This is a genomic window from Priestia sp. 179-F W1.4 NHS (assembly GCF_045369295.1).
Lineage (GTDB): Bacteria > Bacillota > Bacilli > Bacillales > Bacillaceae_H > Priestia > Priestia zanthoxyli.
The window spans coordinates 44249-63455 of sequence record NZ_JBIQFF010000002.1 but is presented as its reverse complement, the minus strand read 5'-3'; the positions used below and the strand labels follow the sequence as shown (position 1 = coordinate 63455).

General features: G+C 35.2%; 22 protein-coding genes. 12 read left to right on the top strand and 10 right to left on the bottom strand.

Annotation, left to right across the window (positions count from 1 at the left end):
- The first annotated feature begins 32 nt into the window (after nt 1–32).
- The 4 genes from ACH0CI_RS10830 to ACH0CI_RS10815 all read left to right on the top strand — a co-directional run bounded on the left by ACH0CI_RS10830 (nt 33) and on the right by ACH0CI_RS10815 (nt 3796).
- Nucleotides 33–1061, top strand: coding sequence for a serine hydrolase domain-containing protein (locus ACH0CI_RS10830; RefSeq protein WP_034264908.1), 1029 nt, complete (start codon nt 33–35; stop codon nt 1059–1061).
- 176 nt (nt 1062–1237) lie between these two features.
- Entirely contained in the window at nt 1238–2056 is an 819-nt protein-coding gene (locus ACH0CI_RS10825; RefSeq protein ID WP_406901406.1) for a mechanosensitive ion channel family protein, read from the top strand.
- A 227-nt stretch (nt 2057–2283) separates the two neighbouring features.
- Nucleotides 2284–3045 (top strand): class I SAM-dependent methyltransferase, encoded by a 762-nt coding sequence (locus ACH0CI_RS10820; RefSeq protein ID WP_406901405.1) that lies wholly within the window; start codon nt 2284–2286, stop codon nt 3043–3045.
- A gap of 277 nt (nt 3046–3322) precedes the next feature.
- Nucleotides 3323–3796 (top strand): hypothetical protein, encoded by a 474-nt coding sequence (locus ACH0CI_RS10815; RefSeq protein ID WP_063247007.1) that lies wholly within the window; start codon nt 3323–3325, stop codon nt 3794–3796.
- Between the two features lie 260 nt (nt 3797–4056).
- Here the strand turns inward: ACH0CI_RS10815 and speG are convergent, their stop codons facing one another.
- On the bottom strand, nt 4057–4581 hold the full coding sequence (speG, locus tag ACH0CI_RS10810) for a spermidine N1-acetyltransferase (protein ID WP_028413819.1): 525 nt from the start codon (nt 4579–4581) through the stop codon (nt 4057–4059).
- A gap of 175 nt (nt 4582–4756) precedes the next feature.
- Here speG and ACH0CI_RS10805 point away from each other — a divergent pair, with 175 nt between their 5' ends.
- Nucleotides 4757–5143 carry a DUF1565 domain-containing protein gene (locus ACH0CI_RS10805; protein ID WP_301858762.1) on the top strand — a complete coding sequence of 129 codons (387 nt, stop codon included), beginning with the start codon at nt 4757–4759 and terminating at the stop codon, nt 5141–5143.
- On the opposite strand, the gene arsC is transcribed toward ACH0CI_RS10805, so the two are convergent.
- From arsC to ACH0CI_RS10790, 3 genes are read right to left on the bottom strand one after another with little or no spacing between them, the layout of a single operon-like run.
- Nucleotides 5116–5538: an arsenate reductase (thioredoxin) gene (gene arsC, locus ACH0CI_RS10800; protein WP_406901404.1), complete on the bottom strand. Its 423-nt coding sequence runs from the start codon at nt 5536–5538 to the stop codon at nt 5116–5118. The two genes, ACH0CI_RS10805 and arsC, sit on opposite strands and share 28 nt — an antisense overlap.
- A gap of 24 nt (nt 5539–5562) precedes the next feature.
- The gene (locus tag ACH0CI_RS10795) at nt 5563–6861 is read right to left on the bottom strand and encodes an arsenic transporter (RefSeq protein WP_406901403.1); all 1299 of its coding nucleotides are present in this window, start codon (nt 6859–6861) and stop codon (nt 5563–5565) included.
- 18 nt (nt 6862–6879) lie between these two features.
- Nucleotides 6880–7227: an ArsR/SmtB family transcription factor gene (locus ACH0CI_RS10790; RefSeq protein ID WP_014460639.1), complete on the bottom strand. Its 348-nt coding sequence runs from the start codon at nt 7225–7227 to the stop codon at nt 6880–6882.
- A gap of 176 nt (nt 7228–7403) precedes the next feature.
- Here ACH0CI_RS10790 and ACH0CI_RS10785 point away from each other — a divergent pair, with 176 nt between their 5' ends.
- From ACH0CI_RS10785 to ACH0CI_RS10775, 3 genes are read left to right on the top strand one after another with little or no spacing between them, the layout of a single operon-like run.
- Complete coding sequence (locus ACH0CI_RS10785; RefSeq protein WP_028413815.1) at nt 7404–7601, top strand: hypothetical protein; 198 nt, start codon at nt 7404–7406, stop codon at nt 7599–7601.
- A gap of 30 nt (nt 7602–7631) precedes the next feature.
- Nucleotides 7632–7961 (top strand): ArsR/SmtB family transcription factor, encoded by a 330-nt coding sequence (locus tag ACH0CI_RS10780; protein WP_033578631.1) that lies wholly within the window; start codon nt 7632–7634, stop codon nt 7959–7961.
- Nucleotides 7962–8011: 50 nt separating this feature from the next.
- Nucleotides 8012–8446: an ArsI/CadI family heavy metal resistance metalloenzyme gene (locus ACH0CI_RS10775; RefSeq protein ID WP_033578632.1), complete on the top strand. Its 435-nt coding sequence runs from the start codon at nt 8012–8014 to the stop codon at nt 8444–8446.
- A gap of 252 nt (nt 8447–8698) precedes the next feature.
- On the opposite strand, the gene ACH0CI_RS10770 is transcribed toward ACH0CI_RS10775, so the two are convergent.
- Nucleotides 8699–9076 (bottom strand): winged helix-turn-helix transcriptional regulator, encoded by a 378-nt coding sequence (locus ACH0CI_RS10770; RefSeq protein WP_047751227.1) that lies wholly within the window; start codon nt 9074–9076, stop codon nt 8699–8701.
- A gap of 102 nt (nt 9077–9178) precedes the next feature.
- Here ACH0CI_RS10770 and ACH0CI_RS10765 point away from each other — a divergent pair, with 102 nt between their 5' ends.
- Nucleotides 9179–9838 carry an MBL fold metallo-hydrolase gene (locus ACH0CI_RS10765; RefSeq protein ID WP_034264876.1) on the top strand — a complete coding sequence of 220 codons (660 nt, stop codon included), beginning with the start codon at nt 9179–9181 and terminating at the stop codon, nt 9836–9838.
- 11 nt (nt 9839–9849) lie between these two features.
- Nucleotides 9850–10656, top strand: coding sequence for a carbon-nitrogen family hydrolase (locus ACH0CI_RS10760; protein WP_406901402.1), 807 nt, complete (start codon nt 9850–9852; stop codon nt 10654–10656).
- 138 nt (nt 10657–10794) lie between these two features.
- Here ACH0CI_RS10760 and ACH0CI_RS10755 read toward each other — a convergent pair whose 3' ends face one another.
- Nucleotides 10795–11838 (bottom strand): PocR ligand-binding domain-containing protein, encoded by a 1044-nt coding sequence (locus tag ACH0CI_RS10755; RefSeq protein ID WP_335707819.1) that lies wholly within the window; start codon nt 11836–11838, stop codon nt 10795–10797.
- A gap of 311 nt (nt 11839–12149) precedes the next feature.
- Here ACH0CI_RS10755 and ACH0CI_RS10750 point away from each other — a divergent pair, with 311 nt between their 5' ends.
- Both ACH0CI_RS10750 and dhaK read left to right on the top strand, forming a co-directional pair.
- Nucleotides 12150–13283, top strand: a complete 1134-nt coding sequence (locus tag ACH0CI_RS10750; RefSeq protein WP_406901401.1) for a glycerol dehydrogenase — start codon at nt 12150–12152, stop codon at nt 13281–13283.
- Nucleotide 13284: 1 nt separating this feature from the next.
- Complete coding sequence (dhaK, locus tag ACH0CI_RS10745) at nt 13285–15048, top strand: dihydroxyacetone kinase subunit DhaK (protein ID WP_034264871.1); 1764 nt, start codon at nt 13285–13287, stop codon at nt 15046–15048.
- Between the two features lie 417 nt (nt 15049–15465).
- Here dhaK and ACH0CI_RS10740 read toward each other — a convergent pair whose 3' ends face one another.
- The 4 genes from ACH0CI_RS10740 to ACH0CI_RS10725 all read right to left on the bottom strand — a co-directional run bounded on the left by ACH0CI_RS10740 (nt 15466) and on the right by ACH0CI_RS10725 (nt 19138).
- Nucleotides 15466–15699: a hypothetical protein gene (locus ACH0CI_RS10740; RefSeq protein WP_028413804.1), complete on the bottom strand. Its 234-nt coding sequence runs from the start codon at nt 15697–15699 to the stop codon at nt 15466–15468.
- 737 nt (nt 15700–16436) lie between these two features.
- A complete protein-coding gene (locus tag ACH0CI_RS10735) occupies nt 16437–17291 on the bottom strand; it encodes a malate synthase (RefSeq protein ID WP_406901771.1) in 855 nt (284 codons plus the stop codon).
- A 428-nt stretch (nt 17292–17719) separates the two neighbouring features.
- Complete coding sequence (locus ACH0CI_RS10730; RefSeq protein ID WP_047751223.1) at nt 17720–18565, bottom strand: isocitrate lyase/PEP mutase family protein; 846 nt, start codon at nt 18563–18565, stop codon at nt 17720–17722.
- Nucleotides 18566–18661: 96 nt separating this feature from the next.
- Nucleotides 18662–19138 carry a DinB family protein gene (locus tag ACH0CI_RS10725; RefSeq protein WP_335708505.1) on the bottom strand — a complete coding sequence of 159 codons (477 nt, stop codon included), beginning with the start codon at nt 19136–19138 and terminating at the stop codon, nt 18662–18664.
- Nucleotides 19139–19207 lie beyond the last annotated feature (69 nt).

Below are 19207 nucleotides of genomic sequence, written 5' to 3'. Positions count from 1 at the left end.
TTCGAAATAAAGGATAAGGGAGAGCACTCATTATGTTTGAAATCAGTGATGAAACAGTACGATTAATTAACAAGACCTGTAGAGGAAAAAAGAATTTGAAATTAACCGTTGGCTATTTAACGGACAACCAATATGTTATCAAAATTTATAATGAAAGCGGTGAAATTGACTCATCCAAAAAATATCATTATGAAATTGGTTCTATTACTAAGACTTTCACTATATCGCTGCTATCAAAATACATATCTGAAAACAAGTTGACACTAAACGATTCTATACGAAAGTACATAAAAGAACTTAAGGAAGACACGTATTATCCTACATTGCTCCGCCTCGCTACTCACTCTTCTGGATATTCAGGAAGCTTACCTTTAAATAAACGGGAATATTTTAAAATAATTTTTAATTTGATTTTTGGCGGAAGTGATTTGAATAAAAATAATCCGTTACATATGGATTTTAACAAAATGAAGATGCTGATCGAAAAAAGTAAATTAAAAGAAGTAGATTATTCATGGAAGTATTCCAATTTCGGTATATCCCTTATTGGATACGTGTTGGGAATGATATCGGGGAAGGGATATTGGGATACTATGAATGACTTTCTTCTTAATGAGCTTGGACTAAAGGATACTTGTTTAGGCGCTTCAAACAATAATCTACATGGCTATGACCGCAAAAATAATGATTGTGGCAACTGGCAGTGGGACAAGGGGAATTTTATATCACCTGCGGGCGCAGTATCCTCAACCGCTGATGATTTACTTAAATACGCAAAAATAAATATGGATGAAGATAAACCATATCTGTCTTTTTGTCATAAAAAATACGCCAATGGAACAAAGAAGTTTGATATGGGTCTTGGATGGTTGCTTTTAAAGAAAAACAATAATGTGATATTGCACGGCGGTGGAACAGGATGCTTCAGCTCATTTTTAGGGATTGATAAAGAAAAGAAAGTTGCTTCCGTCGTTTTAGCTAATTATAGACTAAGTAGAAATAAGGATGAACATATAGGAATGTCTTTATTAGAAAGCCTCCAAAATTCAAAAGATATATAAAGATGGAAGACCATTTGAAAGACTGTCGCCGAATATGACCGACCTTCAAGAAGCATAGAATATGCTTCTTTTTTTGAGGAAACCGTGCTATTATCATTAAGGTTTGTAAGGAACAGAAGATTTTTGTCTTTCCGTACATTTTTTTGGTATAGTGTTAGAAATAAGGAGTGGGTAAGTTGGTTTTCACTGAATTTTTCCAGCAGTTTCCCGTAAAGGTTTTAACGGTAGGGCTGCTGATTGTACTTATCATTTATTTTATTCGCAAATTCATTAAGCTTTTCTTTGATAAAACGAGCTTTTTAGATGAAAAAAGAGAAGAGACGCTCATGCACTTTTCTAATCAGGTCACAAGAGTATTGGGGCTGGCTTTTTTCTTTATTTATGTGCTTAGCCATTTCTTTGACTTCGGAAAGATTCTCACTAGTTCGGTAGTGTTGGCCAGTGCCCTGGCAATAATCCTCCAGCATATCATCCGTGATTATATAATGGGACTGACTTACTTGTTTGAACGCCAGATCCACCACGGAGATTATGTTATTCTCAACGGAAACCGTCAAGGGAAAATAGAAGAAATTACGATGCGCTACTTAAAGATTCGTCAATATGACGGCTACCTCTATACCGTCTCATATAGCAACATTACGGAACTTCAGAACGGAACCCGAGGAAGACGCCGGGTAAATGAAAGTCTTATTCTCAACTATAGGCAAAACCCGGACGATGCCTTCAAAGTAATGGAGCAGGTAGCACAAACATGTAACGAGAAATATGGTCAATATTTGTTAAAAGATGTGAATGGAATTCCTATAGAGAGCTTTCAATTCAATCAAATTACTGAACTGAACGTAGGTTTTAAAGGTCACCAATATTCATTATCAGGACTTGTGAAGGAAGCTGATTTTGTAGAAGCGAGCCAAAAGGTGCGATATGAACTCGCAATGGCTGCCTACAAAAATGACCTTATGATGGCTGAAAGCTTCGAGACAAGCCATTAAAAATAAAACTCGTACCTTGTTTATATACAAGCTTTTATATTTAAGATACAAACACCCTTTTGAAAAATCAAAAGGGTGTTTTTTATTTTTAAAAATATCTATTAAGTACTTCTCCAGTAAAGATTAATTATCTGAAACAGAACAAATTAATTAGTACATCTAAATTATTCTTCTAGTGACATGGTAAAATTAAACAAAGTACGTAAAAAGGTAAAGGGGGATTAACTATGACGCAAAAATCTAATTATACAAAAATCAACTCCGAAATGTGGGATGAATGGGCTTCAGCTGGAGGAGAATGGTCATTAGCTATTAATCATCAAGATTTTGTAGATGCAACTCAAGGTAATTTTGATATCTACTTAACACCTTGTAAGCCTGTTCCGCATAACTGGTTTATTCCATTTAAAAAAGCAAAAATATTGGGACTTGCTAGCGGAGGAGGACAGCAGTGCCCAGTCTTTGCAGCCCAACATGCGGAAGTTACGGTTTTTGACTACTCTGATAAGCAATTAGACTTAGAAAAAATGGTGTCCACTAGAGAAGGCTATTCTATTGATTTAGTTAAAGGGGATATGAGTAAGACATTTCCATTTGAAGATGAGACGTTCGATATGATTTTTAACCCTGTATCAAACTGCTATGTTCAAGATGTTAAACACGTTTGGCAAGAATGTTTTAGAGTTCTTAAAAAAGGTGGCTTTCTGCTATCTGGCTTCGCAAATCCTGCTCTTTATTTATTTGGAGAAGATGAGAAAGCATTACAAGTGGTTAATAAATTACCTTATGATGGAACTAAAAACACCGTAGAAAATGATGAAGAACTTATAAAAAATGGCGGTGTACAGTTTAGCCATTCATTAGAAACTCAAATTGGTGGACAGCTAAAAGCTGGATTCACCTTACAAGATCTTTATGAAGATCATCACCATAAGGGGGAAATCACCAAATATATGCCTTGTTATATTGCAACTAAATCTATTAAATAATAGTTAGTTATCATATTGAATGAGCTACCTCAACTTTTTCTAATACGGAGTCATAGTAGAATAATAGCTCAAAAATGAGATGCCATGTTCACCGAGAGAAATGGCAGAAAAAGTGGGCGAGCTTTTAGAAAAAAACTTATAAGCCTATGTTTGGTTAACAGATGCTTCAAAAAAATGAAATGGTCTACCTTTTATTTTTAATTACAGTATTTTTTGTTTTAATGTGGAAAAAAAGGGTAAATATTCTAAGAATCACCTAAAAATAGGAGGAGATCAAATGAGAAGAGCGAAACAAGCTGTTGTAGCTTCTGCCGTAGGTTTAGCTGTGTTAGCGACGCCATTAGCTCTACCGAATTTAGGAGGTTCTGCAGGCTCCGCAGAAGCTGCAGAAGTTGGAGGAGACGTAACAGTTGATCCCGTAGCCATAGGACAAGCGATTGCAGATGCGGCTAAAACGGCCGACAATCGAAGTGGGTTCGTCAAGGGAGCAATGGAAAAAGCGTTTTTTGAATCAGGTCAACAATATAATGTAATGGTTATGAATTTGAGTCAAAGTTATAATTCAGATCAATTACAAGGTGTTCAGTATTTTGATACCGTGGATTATGATGGTATTACGTATGGAGTCTGGATATTTGAAGAAGGAACATTTATTAATGAAGGTGATGGAGGTTATGATAACTGGGCCTTCAGAGGCTGGTTTGAACGCACAGGAGATGACGAGAAAACAGTCAATTTTCATAGACCTTAACTAAAGATAACATAAGACTCCCATCAGGGAAGAGCATATGAAGATCCTTTACCGCCATGGTAAAGGATCTTCTCAATATTTGAAAGCCTGAGACCGGATGTTTATAAGCATGCAGAATAGAAATTTGTATATCATCTACAGCTTAAAAAGAGAAAAACTCCTGTTGCGTCTGAACAGGAGTTTTTCTCTTTGCATTAACAGAAGCCCGATCTCATTCTTTTTTCTCTTTTAGTGAGCAGGAAACTTATACTAATTCAACCTTAGTTTTTACTTTTGGTTTGTAAATATTCTTTTTGAAACATACACATTCTTATAGCGTTATGATAGCTTCCATCGACAAAAAATTCATCTTTTAACTCACCTTCGATAGAAAAACCGACCTTCTTATAGATATGAATTGCTTTTTCGTTTTCCTTGTCTACAATTAAGTAAAGTTTATGCATATTCAATACCGAAAAGGCATAATTCATTGCTAGATTTGTGGCAACCATGGCGTAACCATGACCTTGATATGTAGGGTCAATGATAATTTGAAACTCTGCTCTACGATGAATATAATCAATTTCGACCAATTCCACTAATCCAAGCATATCCCCGTCCTTTTCTAGTATGAACCGACGCTCACCTTGATCGTGAATATGTTTATCATATAAGTCCTGTAGCTCTACAAAAGCTTCATAAGGCTCTTCAAACCAATAAGACATAATATTTGCATCATTATTGAGTTCATGGACAAATTTTAAATCTTCTCTTTCCAAAGGACGTAACTTAAGTTCCTTATTCATTTCTCAAACCTCCATATTCTAGCATTACTTTAGCACTTTCCGTTTTAAATGTAAAAGTTGCTGTAGTTTAAAAAAATAACAAGACATAGTGCGATGTTTTACATACTTATTAAAAGAGCCATAGTATAATTTAAACATCTTGTAAGTGAAACTCATTAACTTTAAGGAGTATCTTATGAAAAAAGCAGTTGGTATTTTTCTTATTTTACTGTGTTGTATAAACCAAAGGGTTGAGGCAGCTAATCAGCCTTCAGTAGAACCTATACATCATGAGATCTACGTTTCTCCTACAGGGGATGACAAAAACTTAGGTACTAAAAGCAAACCTTTTAGAACATTAAGGAAGGCAAGTGAAGCAGCTCAACCCGGAACTACGGTTTACATCAGAGGTGGTATTTATTACGAACAATTAATTATTAGCCGTTCAGGTACTAAACAAGAGCCTATTATTTTCATGAACTATAAAAGTGAAAAGCCCCTTATTAGTGGAGAAAAAATAAAGCAGTCTACACAAATAGACTGCTTCTTGATTAATTATTTACCTGTTTCGGCAAAACGCTGAATACGCTCACCAATTTCATCACGGACACGTTGAAAGAACGCCCATTTCTCTTCATCTGTTCCTTCTGCTTTTGCAGGATCATCAAATCCCCAGTGTTCACGCTTCACATGAGGAGGTGTTACGGGGCAATGATCAGCTGCATGGCCACATAATGTAACCACTAAATCCGCATTATTTAAAATTTCAGGATCAATAATATCAGATGTTTGGTTTGAAATATCAACACCAGCTTCTTTCATTGCTTTTACAGCGTTAGGATTTAATCCATGAGCTTCTAATCCTGCACTGCGTACATCCCATTCATTGTTATTTAGATATTTTTTTGCCCATCCTTCAGCCATTTGGCTACGGAAAGAGTTACCTGTACATAAAAAATAAAGTGTTTTTTTAGACATGTGTAAAATCTCCTTTATGATGTGTTAAGAAATAATTGATAACCAAATATATAAACCAACAAGTGTAATAAACAATGTTGGGATGGTTAAGATAATACCTGTTTTAAAATAAGTTCCCCAAGAAATCTTAACTCCTTTTGTCGAGAGAACATGAAGCCATAAGAGCGTCGCTAGAGAGCCAATAGGTGTAATCTTTGGTCCTAGATCCGAACCAATGACATTTGCATAAATCAGAGCTTCTTTAATCGTACCTGTTGCAGAAGTTGCATCAATGGCCAAAGCATCAATCATCACGGTTGGCATGTTGTTCATAATCGATGAGAGAATGGCTGCAATAAATCCCATACCAATGGTTGCTGCAAATAATCCTTGATCAGCGGTTGTTTGAATAAGGCTTGCTAGTACTTCAGTTAGCCCCACATTGCGTAATCCATACACAACAACATACATACCAATCGAAAAGAAAACAATCGCCCACGGAGCTCCTGCTAACACTTTTCTCGTGTGAACAGCCGGGCTTTTTCTTGCTATTCCTAAGAATAAAATGGCAATAATACCTGCGATAATAGAAACTGGAACATTGAAGAACTCACCAATAAAGTAACCAAGAACTAAAATAAATAAAACGATTCCTGATAAACGGAACATTTTCATATCTTTAATGGCCTCAACAGGTTTCTTTAAATCATCTAGATTGTATTTCTTAGGGATGCTTTTACGAAAATACAAATACAAGACAGTAATACTTGCCAAAAGTGAAAATAAATCTGGCACAATCATGCGTGAGGCAAATTCAGAAAAGCGAATCCCAAAGAAATCCGCTGATACAATATTGACCAAGTTACTTACCACAAGAGGTAATGATGTTGTATCCGCAATGAATCCACTGGCGATAATAAAAGGAAAGACCATTTTATCTTCAAATTTAAGTGCTCGCACCATAGCAAGTACGATAGGTGTTAGAATTAAGGCTGCCCCATCATTAGCGAATAATGCGGCTACTACAGCTCCTAGGAGGGATACATATACAAACATGCGAACGCCATTACCTCCTGCAGCTCGTGCCATATGTAACGCTGCCCACTCAAAAAATCCAATTTCATCTAAAATTAAAGAAATAATAATAACTGCAATAAACGTTAACGTTGCGTTCCATACAATTTGAGTTACATCCAGCACGTCATGGAAATCAACCACACCTGCTAAAAGAGCTAAAACTGCGCCTCCACACGCTGACCAACCAATAGACAAGTTCTTTGGCTGCCAAATGACAAAAATCAATGTCACTAAGAAGATGAGGGAGGCTACTATAACTGATACCACTTTACAAACCTCCTACTATTAGCAACAACTAATGCGTAATCCTTGCTTTTCTAGTTCTTTTAATCGTCCATCTTCGCTTGGTAAAGATTCAAGTATATTAAGGACAAACTGATAATAGCCGTTTTCTTTATTTAATGAATAGAAAATCCAATGTCCTTGTCGTCTTTCCTTTACAAGTTCGATATCTCTTAATTTACGCAAGTGTTGGCTAATAGCCGGTTGACTTGCTTTATAAATTTCAACTAGCTCACAAACACAGCACTCGTTATTTTGGAGCAGTTTCATCATAGATAATCTTGTCTTATCGCCAAGCAGCTTCAGTATCTGTGCTGCTTTCTCCATTTCTATTTGTACTTTTACATCCAATCCAACTCACCTCCTTATTTCCAAATATAATTATATAAGTATTTGATTATACATTCAACAAAAATATACACTACTATTAAACAAAAAAATTTGATTAATGTCTTGATTTATCTAAATTTTCCAGATATGATGAATACATCAAAAAAAATTGATTTATAAAAGTGAGGGGAAAAGCAGTGAGAGTCAACAACTCTGGAAACTTATCCGTTACGTACTTTCGAGCCTATTTTCATTTAGTTATGAACACTCAAGGGATGAACTATAAGGAAGCACAAAGTCTAATCTTTCAGCGTTTTTTTCATCAAGATCCTACGTTAAGAGGGGAAACTACATACAGTAACTTTAAAAAAGCTGCCGAGAGCTTCGAACTTTAAATCAAAAAAAATTGATGAAGGAGAATGACAATGGAAACAGTCAAGGAAGGAAAGCACCCATTTAAACAGTACGAACAAAAATTTAAAGCTCTTGCTGATCAAAAGAGATTAGAAATTATGTATGAGCTCTGCCAGCGAGGACAGACATGCGTATGTGATCTAACTGAATTCTTTGGGATGTCTCAATCTAAACTTTCCTACCACTTAAAGATTTTATTAGAAGCAAACCTCATCACAAAAGAAACAAAAGGGACATGGAGTTATTATGATTTAAATGATAAAGAGGTGAACCACCTCTTATCAGAAGAACTATGCTGCTTGTTTAGAAAAGATACAAGTAAAAGCGGCCCATGCTCTTAATTTACTACATTCCAAATAATATTATTTAGCATGCGAAGGAGGAAGTGTAAATGAAATATGTTCATGTAGGAATTAATGTAACGAATCTAGAGGCGTCCATTAAGTTTTATCAAAAGGTATTTGGCGTTCAACCTGTGAAAACGAAAATAGATTATGCTAAATTCTTGTTAGATGAACCCGGATTAAATTTCACCTTGAACGTACGTGACGATGTAAAAGGTAATCAAGTGAATCATTTCGGCTTCCAAGTAGAAACTCCTGAGGAGATTCATTCTCATAAATCACGACTAGAAAAAGAGGGGTTCTTTGCTCGTGAAGAAATAGATACGACCTGCTGCTATGCTGTGCAAGATAAGTTTTGGGTAACAGATCCTGACGGGAACGAGTGGGAGTTTTTTTATACGAAATCTGATAGTGAGGTTCATAAGACTGAGGATAGCGTTGGAGTGAATGAAAAGTCACCTGCAAGCAACTCATGTTGCTGATGCTTAAATGACAAAAAAGACAGGAAGAAGTAGACTCTTTCTGTCTTTTTTATTTAGCATAAAATCGATTATGTTTAGCGAAGTTTTCTTGCTAAGACAGCTAACTGTAAGCATATATATTTTCTTGCTTATAATTAGAACTCATTTCTATGCCAAAACTTGATTAGAATAGATAGAATTGAATGCTTATATGAACAATAGGTTTGATTGTATGTTAAATGTTAAAGGAATAAAGTGAGGGATTACCCTTAATTATTGAGACTCTTTTATTCCTTCTTCCTGCTTGCTTATATAAGCATTGCCCCATTTCTCTAAAGATTTAAGTATTGGGATAAAACTTTCTCCAAGCTCTGTTAAATAATATAAAACTCTTTTAGGGTTATCATTTGTTTCTTCTCTTTCTATTAATCCGTCTTTTTCCATATCGCGAAGCTGGAGTGTAAGGATGCGCTGAGTAATACCCGGTATTTCACGGCGCATTGCATTATAATACATAGGTGACTTTGATAACAAAGACAAAATAATGCCTTTCCATTTACCGCCCATAATATGCATCGCTAATTCAATTGGACAGGCTTGCTTTACAGTTAACGTACAAGGGCCGTATTGATCACTTTTAAACTCTGACATTTCCTCACCTCAATGGGGAGTAACAAATTTGTGCCTTCTTGTTACTCCTATTTTTTCTGATTACACTTATGATATCAAATAAATCAGAAGAAGGTGTATGAATTGGAATTTGTTCAAATCTCTGAACATGTTTATAGACTCACTTATGAAACCGTCGTTGGTATCCGAGTTAAGATCAATACATGGTACATAGTGGATGGTGAGGATGTTTATCTCATCGATACCGGAATGGAAGACTATGCATATGCGCAGTTGAATGCAGCAAAATCTTTAGGTATTCCCAAAAGTATCTTGCTGACACATGGCCATTTGGATCACATTAATGGTGCCAAGTATTTAAAAGATCATTTAAATATTCCTATTTACGCACACGAAATTGAAACGCCTTTTATCAATGGCGAAAAACCGTATCCAAACAAGGCAGAAAAAGAAACAACAGGCGTAGAACATCAAGTTGAAGGTTTAAGTGACAATATCATTAAAACGTTACCCGTAGACGTATATCTAACACCCGGCCATACCCCAGGACATGTCATATACCATCATAAAGATGACAATGTGCTGCTAACTGGAGACTTATTCTTTTCTAATACCGAATCCTTACATCCACCGATTCGAAAGTTCACAGTTGATATGGATGAAAATATTAATAGCGGGCGAATTATAGATAAAATTAAACCCTCTATTATTTCTTCTTCACATGGCGAAGATGTCAAATACAGCAATGATTTATATTCTATTTATAAATTTATCTATGAATGAGAGGGAAAAACATGAAAATACAATTATTTCAAATGGAGATTATTGAAGGAGAAGTTAAGCAAAACGAAAACCGTATTGTATCCTTATTTGCAGAAAAGCTGGATATAGATACGGAAATTGTTGTAATACCTGAAATGTGGAATACGGGTTATGATTTAGAAAATGTAGCAGAAAAAGCAGACATTGATTTAAAGAGGGCTTTTCCATTTATCCAAAGTTTAGCAACTAAGTATCAGGTGAATATCATTGCAGGTTCAGTTTCGAATAGAAGGAATGGAAATATTTATAATACAGCCTTTGCAGTATCAAAAACGGGCGAACTGCTCTATCAAAAAGATAAGATACATCTTGTGCCGATGTTAGATGAACATCATTATTTAACAGGTGGAGATGAAGTACCGGAAATATTCAAAATTAACGGTATCAAAACTAGTCAAATTATATGTTATGATTTACGTTTTCCAGAAATCACACGTTTTCCGGCTTCTCAAGGTGCAAAAATCATATTCTACGTTGCACAATGGACTACCAAAAATATAAATCATTGGAAAACACTATTGAGAGCAAGAGCTATAGAAAATGGTGTATACGTCATTGCATGTAACAGCGTGGGGAATGTGAATCATAAAAATCATGCCGGCAACACATACGCTGGACATTCAATGGTCATCGATCCAAATGGAAACATTATAAAAGAGGGGAGAGACAAAGAAGAAATCATAACAGCAGAAATTCATATACAGAAAGTTACAGAACAACAAAAAAACATCCCAATGTTTGAAAGCCTGAGACCCAATGTTTATAAGCATGCGGAATAGAGATTTATATATTATTTATAGCGTAAAGGCCAGCACATGACTGTGTCTCATTGCTTTTCCATACTGAAAAGCACCCTTTTTAGAATACTAGTATCAGTATGGAAAAGTTATATGTTTCTTACGTCAGGACTGAAAACTCTACATCTTTTCTTGATAATATTTCCGATAGACGTTAGGAGTTATATTTTCATATTTTTTAAATGTCTTGATGTAATATCCAGGATCATTAAAACCTAATTCATCGCTAATCTGTGCAATAGACAAATCCGTTTTTTCTAATAATTGTTTGGACCACTCTATTTTTTTGAGCGAAATAAAAACAGAAAAATTCATACCCGTTTCTTTGGTAAATATACGGCTGAAATAACCTGTGCTAATGTGACATAAATCAGCCATCTTTTGCTGAGATATTTTTTCTCTTTTATGTTTATAAATGTAGTCAAAGGCTGGCTGTAATACTTTGTTTTTACAAACTAAGTGATCGTTAATAGACGTTTTTACATAAGCATTAGTAACTGTGTTGGCTAATTCCTTTTTTATATTTTGAATATTATCTAGAGAATAACCGTAAGAAATATCTTCAGTAGAAACGTCTTCTTTTACTGGAGCCATTTTTTCATATACTTCTAAAATCAAATTTTTATTCATAGCTTCCTCTACAATGTAGTTACAAAGCCTATATAACATTTGAGCAGCTTCGTTAATTTCTGTATAGGATAGAGTAGGAATAGAATCATATAGACGCTGTATTTCCTCATTATTATTTAACTTCTGTTCAAATCCCTTTGATGGAACAGTAAGCATTTGTTCCAATTGAGGATGTTTGTCACCATCCTCAATTTTTACTTCTCCCGCCATGATAGCGCCTACATATTTATCATCAATTATAATGGGAATGGCAATATCGACAATATTCCAGTGGCATAAATAGATATAAGGAGCATTGGTTCTAACTGCCTCTAATCCTCCCCGCGCATCGCACTTTTCACAAAGTTTTGCCGTATCAGGATTTTTACGCATAGTCTCACAAAATGGACGTACACCACTGTGTTGAGAAATGGGCACTCCTTTATAGTTAACCGTAACAATCGCTAATTTTGTAACAAGCGCAAGTGAATCTTGAAGATTTCGCCATTTCTTTAAATCTAGTATTTTATCTAAATTCATGTAAGTAGTTTTCAATGATGTTTAATCTCCCTTGCTTCTACTTCCCGTGTGGTAGTTTGTATTACCTACTTGAGAATACCTTTATTTTATTCCTGAGTTTGTAAAATAAAAGAGTGTTCAGCGATAAAGGTAACCTCTTTTCAACGTGAACTTAGTAGTATTTTCACCTGAAATAATGTCATAATAATACCATATTAAATGAAGAGAGCAAAAAAATACGATAAAAAGTTGTAAAAACTCGTCATTTAAGACTAATGTAATCTTACACAAAAGATAGTAAAATTTCGATTGTAAGGGATTACAAAGTTAATTAGGAGGTTTTATTTATGAGAAAAGCATTTATTAGTCCTTCAAAATACATTCAAGGTGAAGATGAAATTTTAAATTTAGGTTATTTTGTGAAAACATTTGGTACCTCTGCACTTTTAATAGCACATCCTGAAGATATTAAACGTGTACAAGGCAAATTAGATGCAACAGCAGAAAAATATGGTATTACATTTTTTGAAGGCGGATTCAATGGCGAGTGCTCCAGACCAGAAATTTCTAGATTGCAGGAAATAGCAAAAGAAAACAACTGTGATTGTACAATTGGTTTAGGTGGTGGTAAGGCAATTGATACGGCAAAATGTGTAGCAGAGGGAGAAGGGTTAATTATCGTCCCAACAATTGCTGCTACGGATGCACCTACAAGTCATTCCGCAGTTATCTACACACCAGAGGGTGCTTTTGATGATTACGCATACTTTAAGCAAAGCCCAAGTGTTGTATTAATTGATACAACAGTCATTGCTAATGCACCTACTAGATTCTTAGTATCTGGTATGGGGGATGCGTTATCCACTTATTTCGAAGCAAGAGCAACAGCACGTTCTTTCTCTAATGTAAATGCTGGATTACCTTGTGGAGTGCGTGAGGACGTATGTGCACCAGCAAAAGGTACAAATGCAGCGTTAGTTTTAGCAGAATATTGCTACAACACTCTATTAGAGGACGGGGTTAAAGCAAAAGCAGCAAGCGATCATAATGTTGTTACTCCGGCCTTAGAAAACATTATTGAAGCTAATATTTTATTATCAGGGTTAGGATTCGAAAGTGGTGGATTAGCTGGAGCACATGCCATTCATGATGGGCTTACTCTTTTAGAAAGTGCGCATCACTACTTCCACGGTGAAAAAGTAGCTTTTGGTACATTAGCACAATTGGCATTGGAAAATGCGCCAACTGAGGAAATAGAAGAAGTGTTAGATTTCTGTTTAGCAGTAGGACTCCCAGTTTGTCTTGCTGATATTGGAGTAGAACAAATTACACAAGAAGAGTTAATGGAAGTAGCTAACAAAGCTTGTATTCCAGAGGAATCTATTTATTCTATGCCATTCCCTGTTACTCCAGAGTCAGTAGCTGCAGCTATTCTTGCAGCAGATCAAATTGGAAATGATTATAAGAAGAGGTTAATATAAGATGAAAAAAATTATTAATAAACCAGAAAATGTCGTACTTGAGATGTGTAAAGGAATGGTTCTAGCACATCCGGAACTGAATTTAATTGAAAAATATAAAGTCATTAAAAAAGAGCAAATTAATAAAAATAAAGTAAGCATAATTAGCGGGGGCGGCAGTGGACATGAACCTGCTCACGCTGGATATGTCGGGAAGGGCATGTTAGATGCAGCAGTTTGTGGAGATGTATTTGCCTCACCTTCTCAAATACAGATTTATCAAGCCATTAAAGAAACAGCTAGCGATAAGGGAACTCTACTCGTGATTAAGAACTACAGTGGTGACATGATGAATTTCAAGAATGCGGCTTATCTAGCAGAAGAAGATGGAATTCAAGTGGATTATGTAAAAGTAGATGATGATATTGCTGTACAGGACAGCTTATATACAGTTGGAAGGCGTGGAGTGGCTGGTACTGTTCTTGTCCATAAAATAGCAGGTGCTGCAGCAGAACGCGGATATGATCTACCAAAAGTGAAAGAGGCAGCAGAAAATGCTATTGCGAATGTTAAAAGCATTGGTATTGGACTAACTTCTTGTACAGTTCCTGCTAAAGGAACTCCTACTTTTGAGATTGCAGAAGATGAGATGGAATTTGGCGTTGGCATTCATGGAGAACCTGGTATCCGTCGTGAAAAAATTATTTCAGCAGACGAACTTGCAGAGCGCATGGTAACGGCATTATTAAAAGAAATAGGGATAGAAGATGGAAAAGGAGAAGTGGCTGTCCTAATTAATGGATTTGGAAACACACCTCTTCAAGAACTGTATTTATTAAATCATTCTGTCATTCGTGAACTGTCACGTAGAAAAGTAACGATTGCAAGAACGTTTGTCGGAAACTATATGACAGCCATTGATATGGCCGGTGCTTCTATTTCAATTATGAAATTAGATGAAAACTTAAAGAGTCTTCTATCTGAAGAGTGCGATACTCCTGCGCTAAAACTTAAAGGTGAAGTACCAGCTGTCACTTATGATGAAATCATCGGTACCGCGGAGGCCCCGAAAGTGTCTTATGAGGTGCAAACCAACAAAGAATATTCCGTAGTAACGGAAAATCGATTGACGTTGAATAATATTATTTTTATGGTAGACCAAATGAGTGAATGTATTATTAGAAATGAAATACCGTTTTGTGAATTAGATTCCCATGCTGGTGACGGAGACTTTGGTATGAGTGTTGCTAAAGGGTTCAAACAGTTGAAAGCTGAATGGCACGAAATTCTAGAAAATAAATCAAATGATATTGGCAACTTCTTAGAGGCTTGTTCCATCGTTATCATGGAGCATTGTGGCGGGGCATCAGGGCCTATTTGGGGATCAGCATTTCGTGCGGCTGGAAAGAACACTGAATCTAAAACCGAACTGACTTTAACAGAATTTGCTGAAATGATCCAAGCGTCTGTAAAAGGAATTCAAGCAACAGGAGAACGTTCTTTTGGACGTGGAGCTGTTGTGGGAGATAAAACTTTAATTGATGCCTTAGTACCTTATGCAGATACGTTAACGTCAAGTGCTGCTGAAGGTGAAAGCTTGAAACATGCGCTTGTCAAAGCAGCAGAAGCTGCTGTTGAAGGAGCAAAATCAACTGAACAAATTGTTGCACGTATGGGGCGTGCTGGTACGGTTGGAGAAAGAAGCCTTGGTTATCCGGACGCAGGTGCACATGGCTTAGGCGTAATTTTTACTGAAGTAGCTCAAGTAATGCAAGAAAAACAGTAAAATTTGGTAGTATCTCCTCTAAATATAGTGTAAAGAAATTACTCTTTGAGAGTGAGGGTTACACTATATTTAGTGGGGATTTTTTGTGGTTCATTAAGGACGAGCTTTAACTGATTTAAACTGGAAGTGGTGAAAATATATCAACAAAGAAGTCAAATCGCGGATATCTAGCTCTAGTCTGTTGAAAGCATAGCTAAGAAAGTACAATAGCCATCCAAGATAGAATCTGTGGAACCCGGGGTACAGTTAAACTAAAAATAAGATACTATAGAGGAAATAAATACAGTTTGATGACTAGTTACTTCCTTTTATTTTATAGGGTGTTTTTAGTTGTTTTAGTCAGTGAACAGGGGGTACGAAATGATTGTACAAGTGTAGTACTCCAATTTTATATTGTTAGCTATTAGTAAGTACTAGTTAGAGAAAAACAATTCCAAGTATAAATAAACATATGGTAATAATGTTTATAACATTTTTAGCTTTGTCATCTTCTTTTATTGAAGTTACAAGTTCAAATATTATGACAAGAGTAAGTATAGACAAAGCTATCTGTAGATGTAAGTTAAATGCATATACAGATATTACAATTAGAGCATATATAATACCTAAAATTATATTTTTGTTATTCTTAGTTTTTTCATAATTACTCATTTAAAAACTCCTTATTTAAAAGTATTAGCTGTTCTTTGTTTTTTAAGGGAAGGTGTCAGTAACTAGGAGTAGGGTAAGGAAGATAATAGAAAAGGAAAAGCTATGTATAATATGATTTATATCTTCTTTGTCTGCTTTCTCTCAAATGGATAATTTTACAAAAGTTTAAAAAATGAATACCTCCTATAATTGCTGTAACTAGCGTGTTTAATAATATCAAATACTTCTTTCTAAGAATTGTAGCAAAAATAAAAAGCTCCCCCAGCACCATTTGTTTTAGAAAAACTTGATAAGCAATTTTATTTTTTAATACCCTTTCATCCTTGTTGGGTGAGTACATTGAAAGATGGGGTAGTCCTCATATCATATTCTGTAAAAAGTGTACTAAATATGACTGCCTATATTTCTGAAACAGTACGTTTTCATAAAGATATTCTGTCTAGCTCAACTGTATATTAAAATAAACGTACTAGCTTAATTTATTGCTTGTTGATATGTTGTTAGATATGTACCTGTTTAGAAAAAAATAAAATAACTTACTGATAGTCCTTATGTAGAGCAGAACAAGCAGATTCTTAATTATTAAGAGCCTGCTTGTTTTACTTTACACGTAGCAGTAGATTCTTTATTTACGCTTTTATTGGCAAACAGAGCCTGGCACTGTTCGTCATTAGCAATGGGTCAGAAAAGTGCGTCAGTCTTTTTTCATTCTTAATTAATTACCTGTGGGCTAACGTCTAAATACGCATTAATGCGCCATTAGGCTTTGGTAACTCTTGATCCGTTATCAAATTCATTTTGCAAAAATGTTCAAAAAATTGCTGTGCCTGCTCTCGTTCGTTTGAGTCACTTTTCAATGAAACTATATCAAGCAAAATTTGAGCCATCCATGAATTATCAAAATAACGGTATTTACCTGTATTCCACACCATTTTTGGGGAGTTCTTTTCGTTTATATAATATTTCCAGAAAAGCATCTGATTGGATTCTTGTTCTGTAAGTTGGAGTCTGTACGTTGAATGAGCAGGAATATATCCATCTTCGCAAAGCTTACCGATAAAATTTTCATTGACCATATAGACACCTAAGATGCGTCTGTCTTTTTCAGGCATACTGGAATCTATTGCTGTTAACAAGACAGCGCTATTTTGATGTAGGCGGGTGGGTTTGGTTGGCTTCCCCTTGTAATTACCACTTTTTATTACGCCTGAAAAAACCGTCCACTCTGAAAAAGAACTATTCTGTTCTTCTGTGTCGCACCAAAAAACCATTTGTGATTCGGGATGAAGTTTATGGTTTTTCATAAGTTTTTCATGTCCCCAGCGAAGTTCCTGATTTTTTCGCTGTAATTTTTTTTCTTCTTCCTTCTTCCATTCTTCCTCTTTTCGTTCCGTTTCCTTTTCTTCTAAAATTTTTTCCAGGGAATGAGCAACACTTTTATCATGCAGTTTTAGGTGCTTTCCAAATACATCGGGGAAAACAAATTTTTTGTTTTCTGATGCGAAATTTATTTCAATACTAGAATCATTATATTTAACTATAGTACCTGTTCCAAAATGCTTGTGTGTAACTTTCTTATCGATTAGATTCATCATTCTAGGCCTCCTTGTAGAATAAAAACGCGGTTACTACTTAGATAGTAAATTAATAATTTTATTCAACTAACTTACCTTTTGAGTTAACACAATTATTTTAATTTTATTTAAAAAAGAAAAAGCAACCTCAGTCTTTAATGGCATTCGAGTGAGGTTGCTTTTTGAGATAACTCTATAACTTTAGATAAATGATAACATATTTATACGATAACGACTATCTTTTCCATGACGAGCACATGTATAAAAGGGGAGCTTTTTATACATCATATCTTCAATCACCTGAAAGAAAATAGTTGTTATATCAACGATCTATAAAACGTTTTATGGTAACTGTTTAAATATAGTTCAAACAGCAAAAGAACTACTGTATATTTCAGTAGTCCTACCAGTTCTATAAAGGCAAGCTAAATTAAATTTGATAAATTCTATTCAGGAGTCCCAATTAGTTCTGTTATCGCATCATAACTCATATTATCATTCATTAATCGTTGAAAATTATTATCACAAAGGATATCTTCAGTAATTCTTTGTAATAATGTAGCAGTTGCTCTAAAAGGGGCGGATCCAGTACTTATTCTTTCAATACCAACTTGGGATAATGTATTAATAGAAGGCAAGTTTGGCCCAGACAAAAGATTAATGGGACAAGATAGTTCTTGTCGAACTTTTTTAATGGATTCCATGTCATATAGTCCAGGAATAAAAATACAATCTGCTCCAGCCTTTTGATATGCTTTTCCCCTATTGATGGCTTCTTGAAGTCTTAGATCCGGATCTCCTGTATTTAACCAATACAAATCAGTACGCGCATTAATAAATAATGGGGCTTTTAGCGATTTGGATAGTAATCTAATTTCAGATATTTTTTCTACTTGCAACGAAACATCTAAAATAGGACTATCTAAATCTCCCGTCCCATCTTCTAGGTTTATACCAATTCCTCCTGCTAAAATAATTTGTCTTGTATTATCTACCACTTCATTAGTAGACCTTCCATAGCCAGACTCTAGGTCTACACTGACAGGAATATTGACGGAATTAATAATTCTCTTAACAGCTCCTAACATTTGTTCAAAAGGGATTTTTTCACCATCATTATATCCTAAAGACATTGCTATGCCAGCACTGGTTGTTGCAATAGCTGGAAACCCATTTTTCTCAAAAATTTTAGCACTGATAACATCCCAAGCATTAGGCAATACAAAAGTATAGGGTCTTTTGTGAAGTTGTTGAAACGTCTGAAATTTAAGTAACTGCTTTTCATTATTCACAATGGTTCTTCCCCCTTTAAGTAAACAACTTTATGGCTTTGTATGAGCGTTCTTTAGAGCAGAGAAAAATAAAACAACGGGAGATTAATCAGAAACTTAATCCCATATTATAGGACGTTTAACTTTTGCAGTTCTTAAATAATCTAAAAGTTGTCCTGTATGTACTGATTCATGATAAGCAACTCGTAACAACATATCTCCTAACTCTCGAATATATCCCATCTCCGATCGGTCTATCTTTATCTCTGTTAGCTGCTTTTCATTAAGGATGCCTAAAAACTCTATAAATTTTTCCCTATATGGTTGAGCAAACTTTAATGCTTCTTCAACAGAACTAAATGTTACTGCCTTATAAGGATTATGCTCCTCTGTTAGAGAAAGGTTAAGGGGTTTTTCTAACATTTGATGATAGAGGTATTCTCCTTCAAGAACATGATGTATCATCTCCCTACATGACATTGCTTCTGGATCAGGGCGCCAGTCTAATCTATCTTGAGGTATTGACATCCATACTTTTATACTTCGACGTCTCACTTCTTCAAAGTTTAGTAAAATAAAACTCATCGCATCCATTTTCGCTCACTCCTTTAGTTTTACTATAAATATAACATATCCAAAGTCTTACAATGAAAAATATGGATG

What these genes read in the sequence shown, in the direction of transcription:
- ACH0CI_RS10805 (WP_301858762.1), top strand. Translation starts at nt 4,757, where the DNA reads ATGAAAAAAGCAGTTGGTATTTTTCTTATTTTACTGTGTTGTATAAAC.
- speG (WP_028413819.1), bottom strand. Translation starts at nt 4,581, where the DNA reads ATGAATAAGGAACTTAAGTTACGTCCTTTGGAAAGAGAAGATTTAAAA.
- ACH0CI_RS10830 (WP_034264908.1), top strand. Translation starts at nt 33, where the DNA reads ATGTTTGAAATCAGTGATGAAACAGTACGATTAATTAACAAGACCTGT.
- ACH0CI_RS10820 (WP_406901405.1), top strand. Translation starts at nt 2,284, where the DNA reads ATGACGCAAAAATCTAATTATACAAAAATCAACTCCGAAATGTGGGAT.
- ACH0CI_RS10740 (WP_028413804.1), bottom strand. Translation starts at nt 15,699, where the DNA reads ATGAGTAATTATGAAAAAACTAAGAATAACAAAAATATAATTTTAGGT.
- ACH0CI_RS10750 (WP_406901401.1), top strand. Translation starts at nt 12,150, where the DNA reads ATGAGAAAAGCATTTATTAGTCCTTCAAAATACATTCAAGGTGAAGAT.
- ACH0CI_RS10780 (WP_033578631.1), top strand. Translation starts at nt 7,632, where the DNA reads ATGGAAACAGTCAAGGAAGGAAAGCACCCATTTAAACAGTACGAACAA.
- ACH0CI_RS10725 (WP_335708505.1), bottom strand. Translation starts at nt 19,138, where the DNA reads ATGGATGCGATGAGTTTTATTTTACTAAACTTTGAAGAAGTGAGACGT.
- ACH0CI_RS10775 (WP_033578632.1), top strand. Translation starts at nt 8,012, where the DNA reads ATGAAATATGTTCATGTAGGAATTAATGTAACGAATCTAGAGGCGTCC.
- ACH0CI_RS10735 (WP_406901771.1), bottom strand. Translation starts at nt 17,291, where the DNA reads ATGAATCTAATCGATAAGAAAGTTACACACAAGCATTTTGGAACAGGT.
- ACH0CI_RS10815 (WP_063247007.1), top strand. Translation starts at nt 3,323, where the DNA reads ATGAGAAGAGCGAAACAAGCTGTTGTAGCTTCTGCCGTAGGTTTAGCT.
- dhaK (WP_034264871.1), top strand. Translation starts at nt 13,285, where the DNA reads ATGAAAAAAATTATTAATAAACCAGAAAATGTCGTACTTGAGATGTGT.
- ACH0CI_RS10770 (WP_047751227.1), bottom strand. Translation starts at nt 9,076, where the DNA reads ATGTCAGAGTTTAAAAGTGATCAATACGGCCCTTGTACGTTAACTGTA.
- arsC (WP_406901404.1), bottom strand. Translation starts at nt 5,538, where the DNA reads ATGTCTAAAAAAACACTTTATTTTTTATGTACAGGTAACTCTTTCCGT.
- ACH0CI_RS10760 (WP_406901402.1), top strand. Translation starts at nt 9,850, where the DNA reads ATGAAAATACAATTATTTCAAATGGAGATTATTGAAGGAGAAGTTAAG.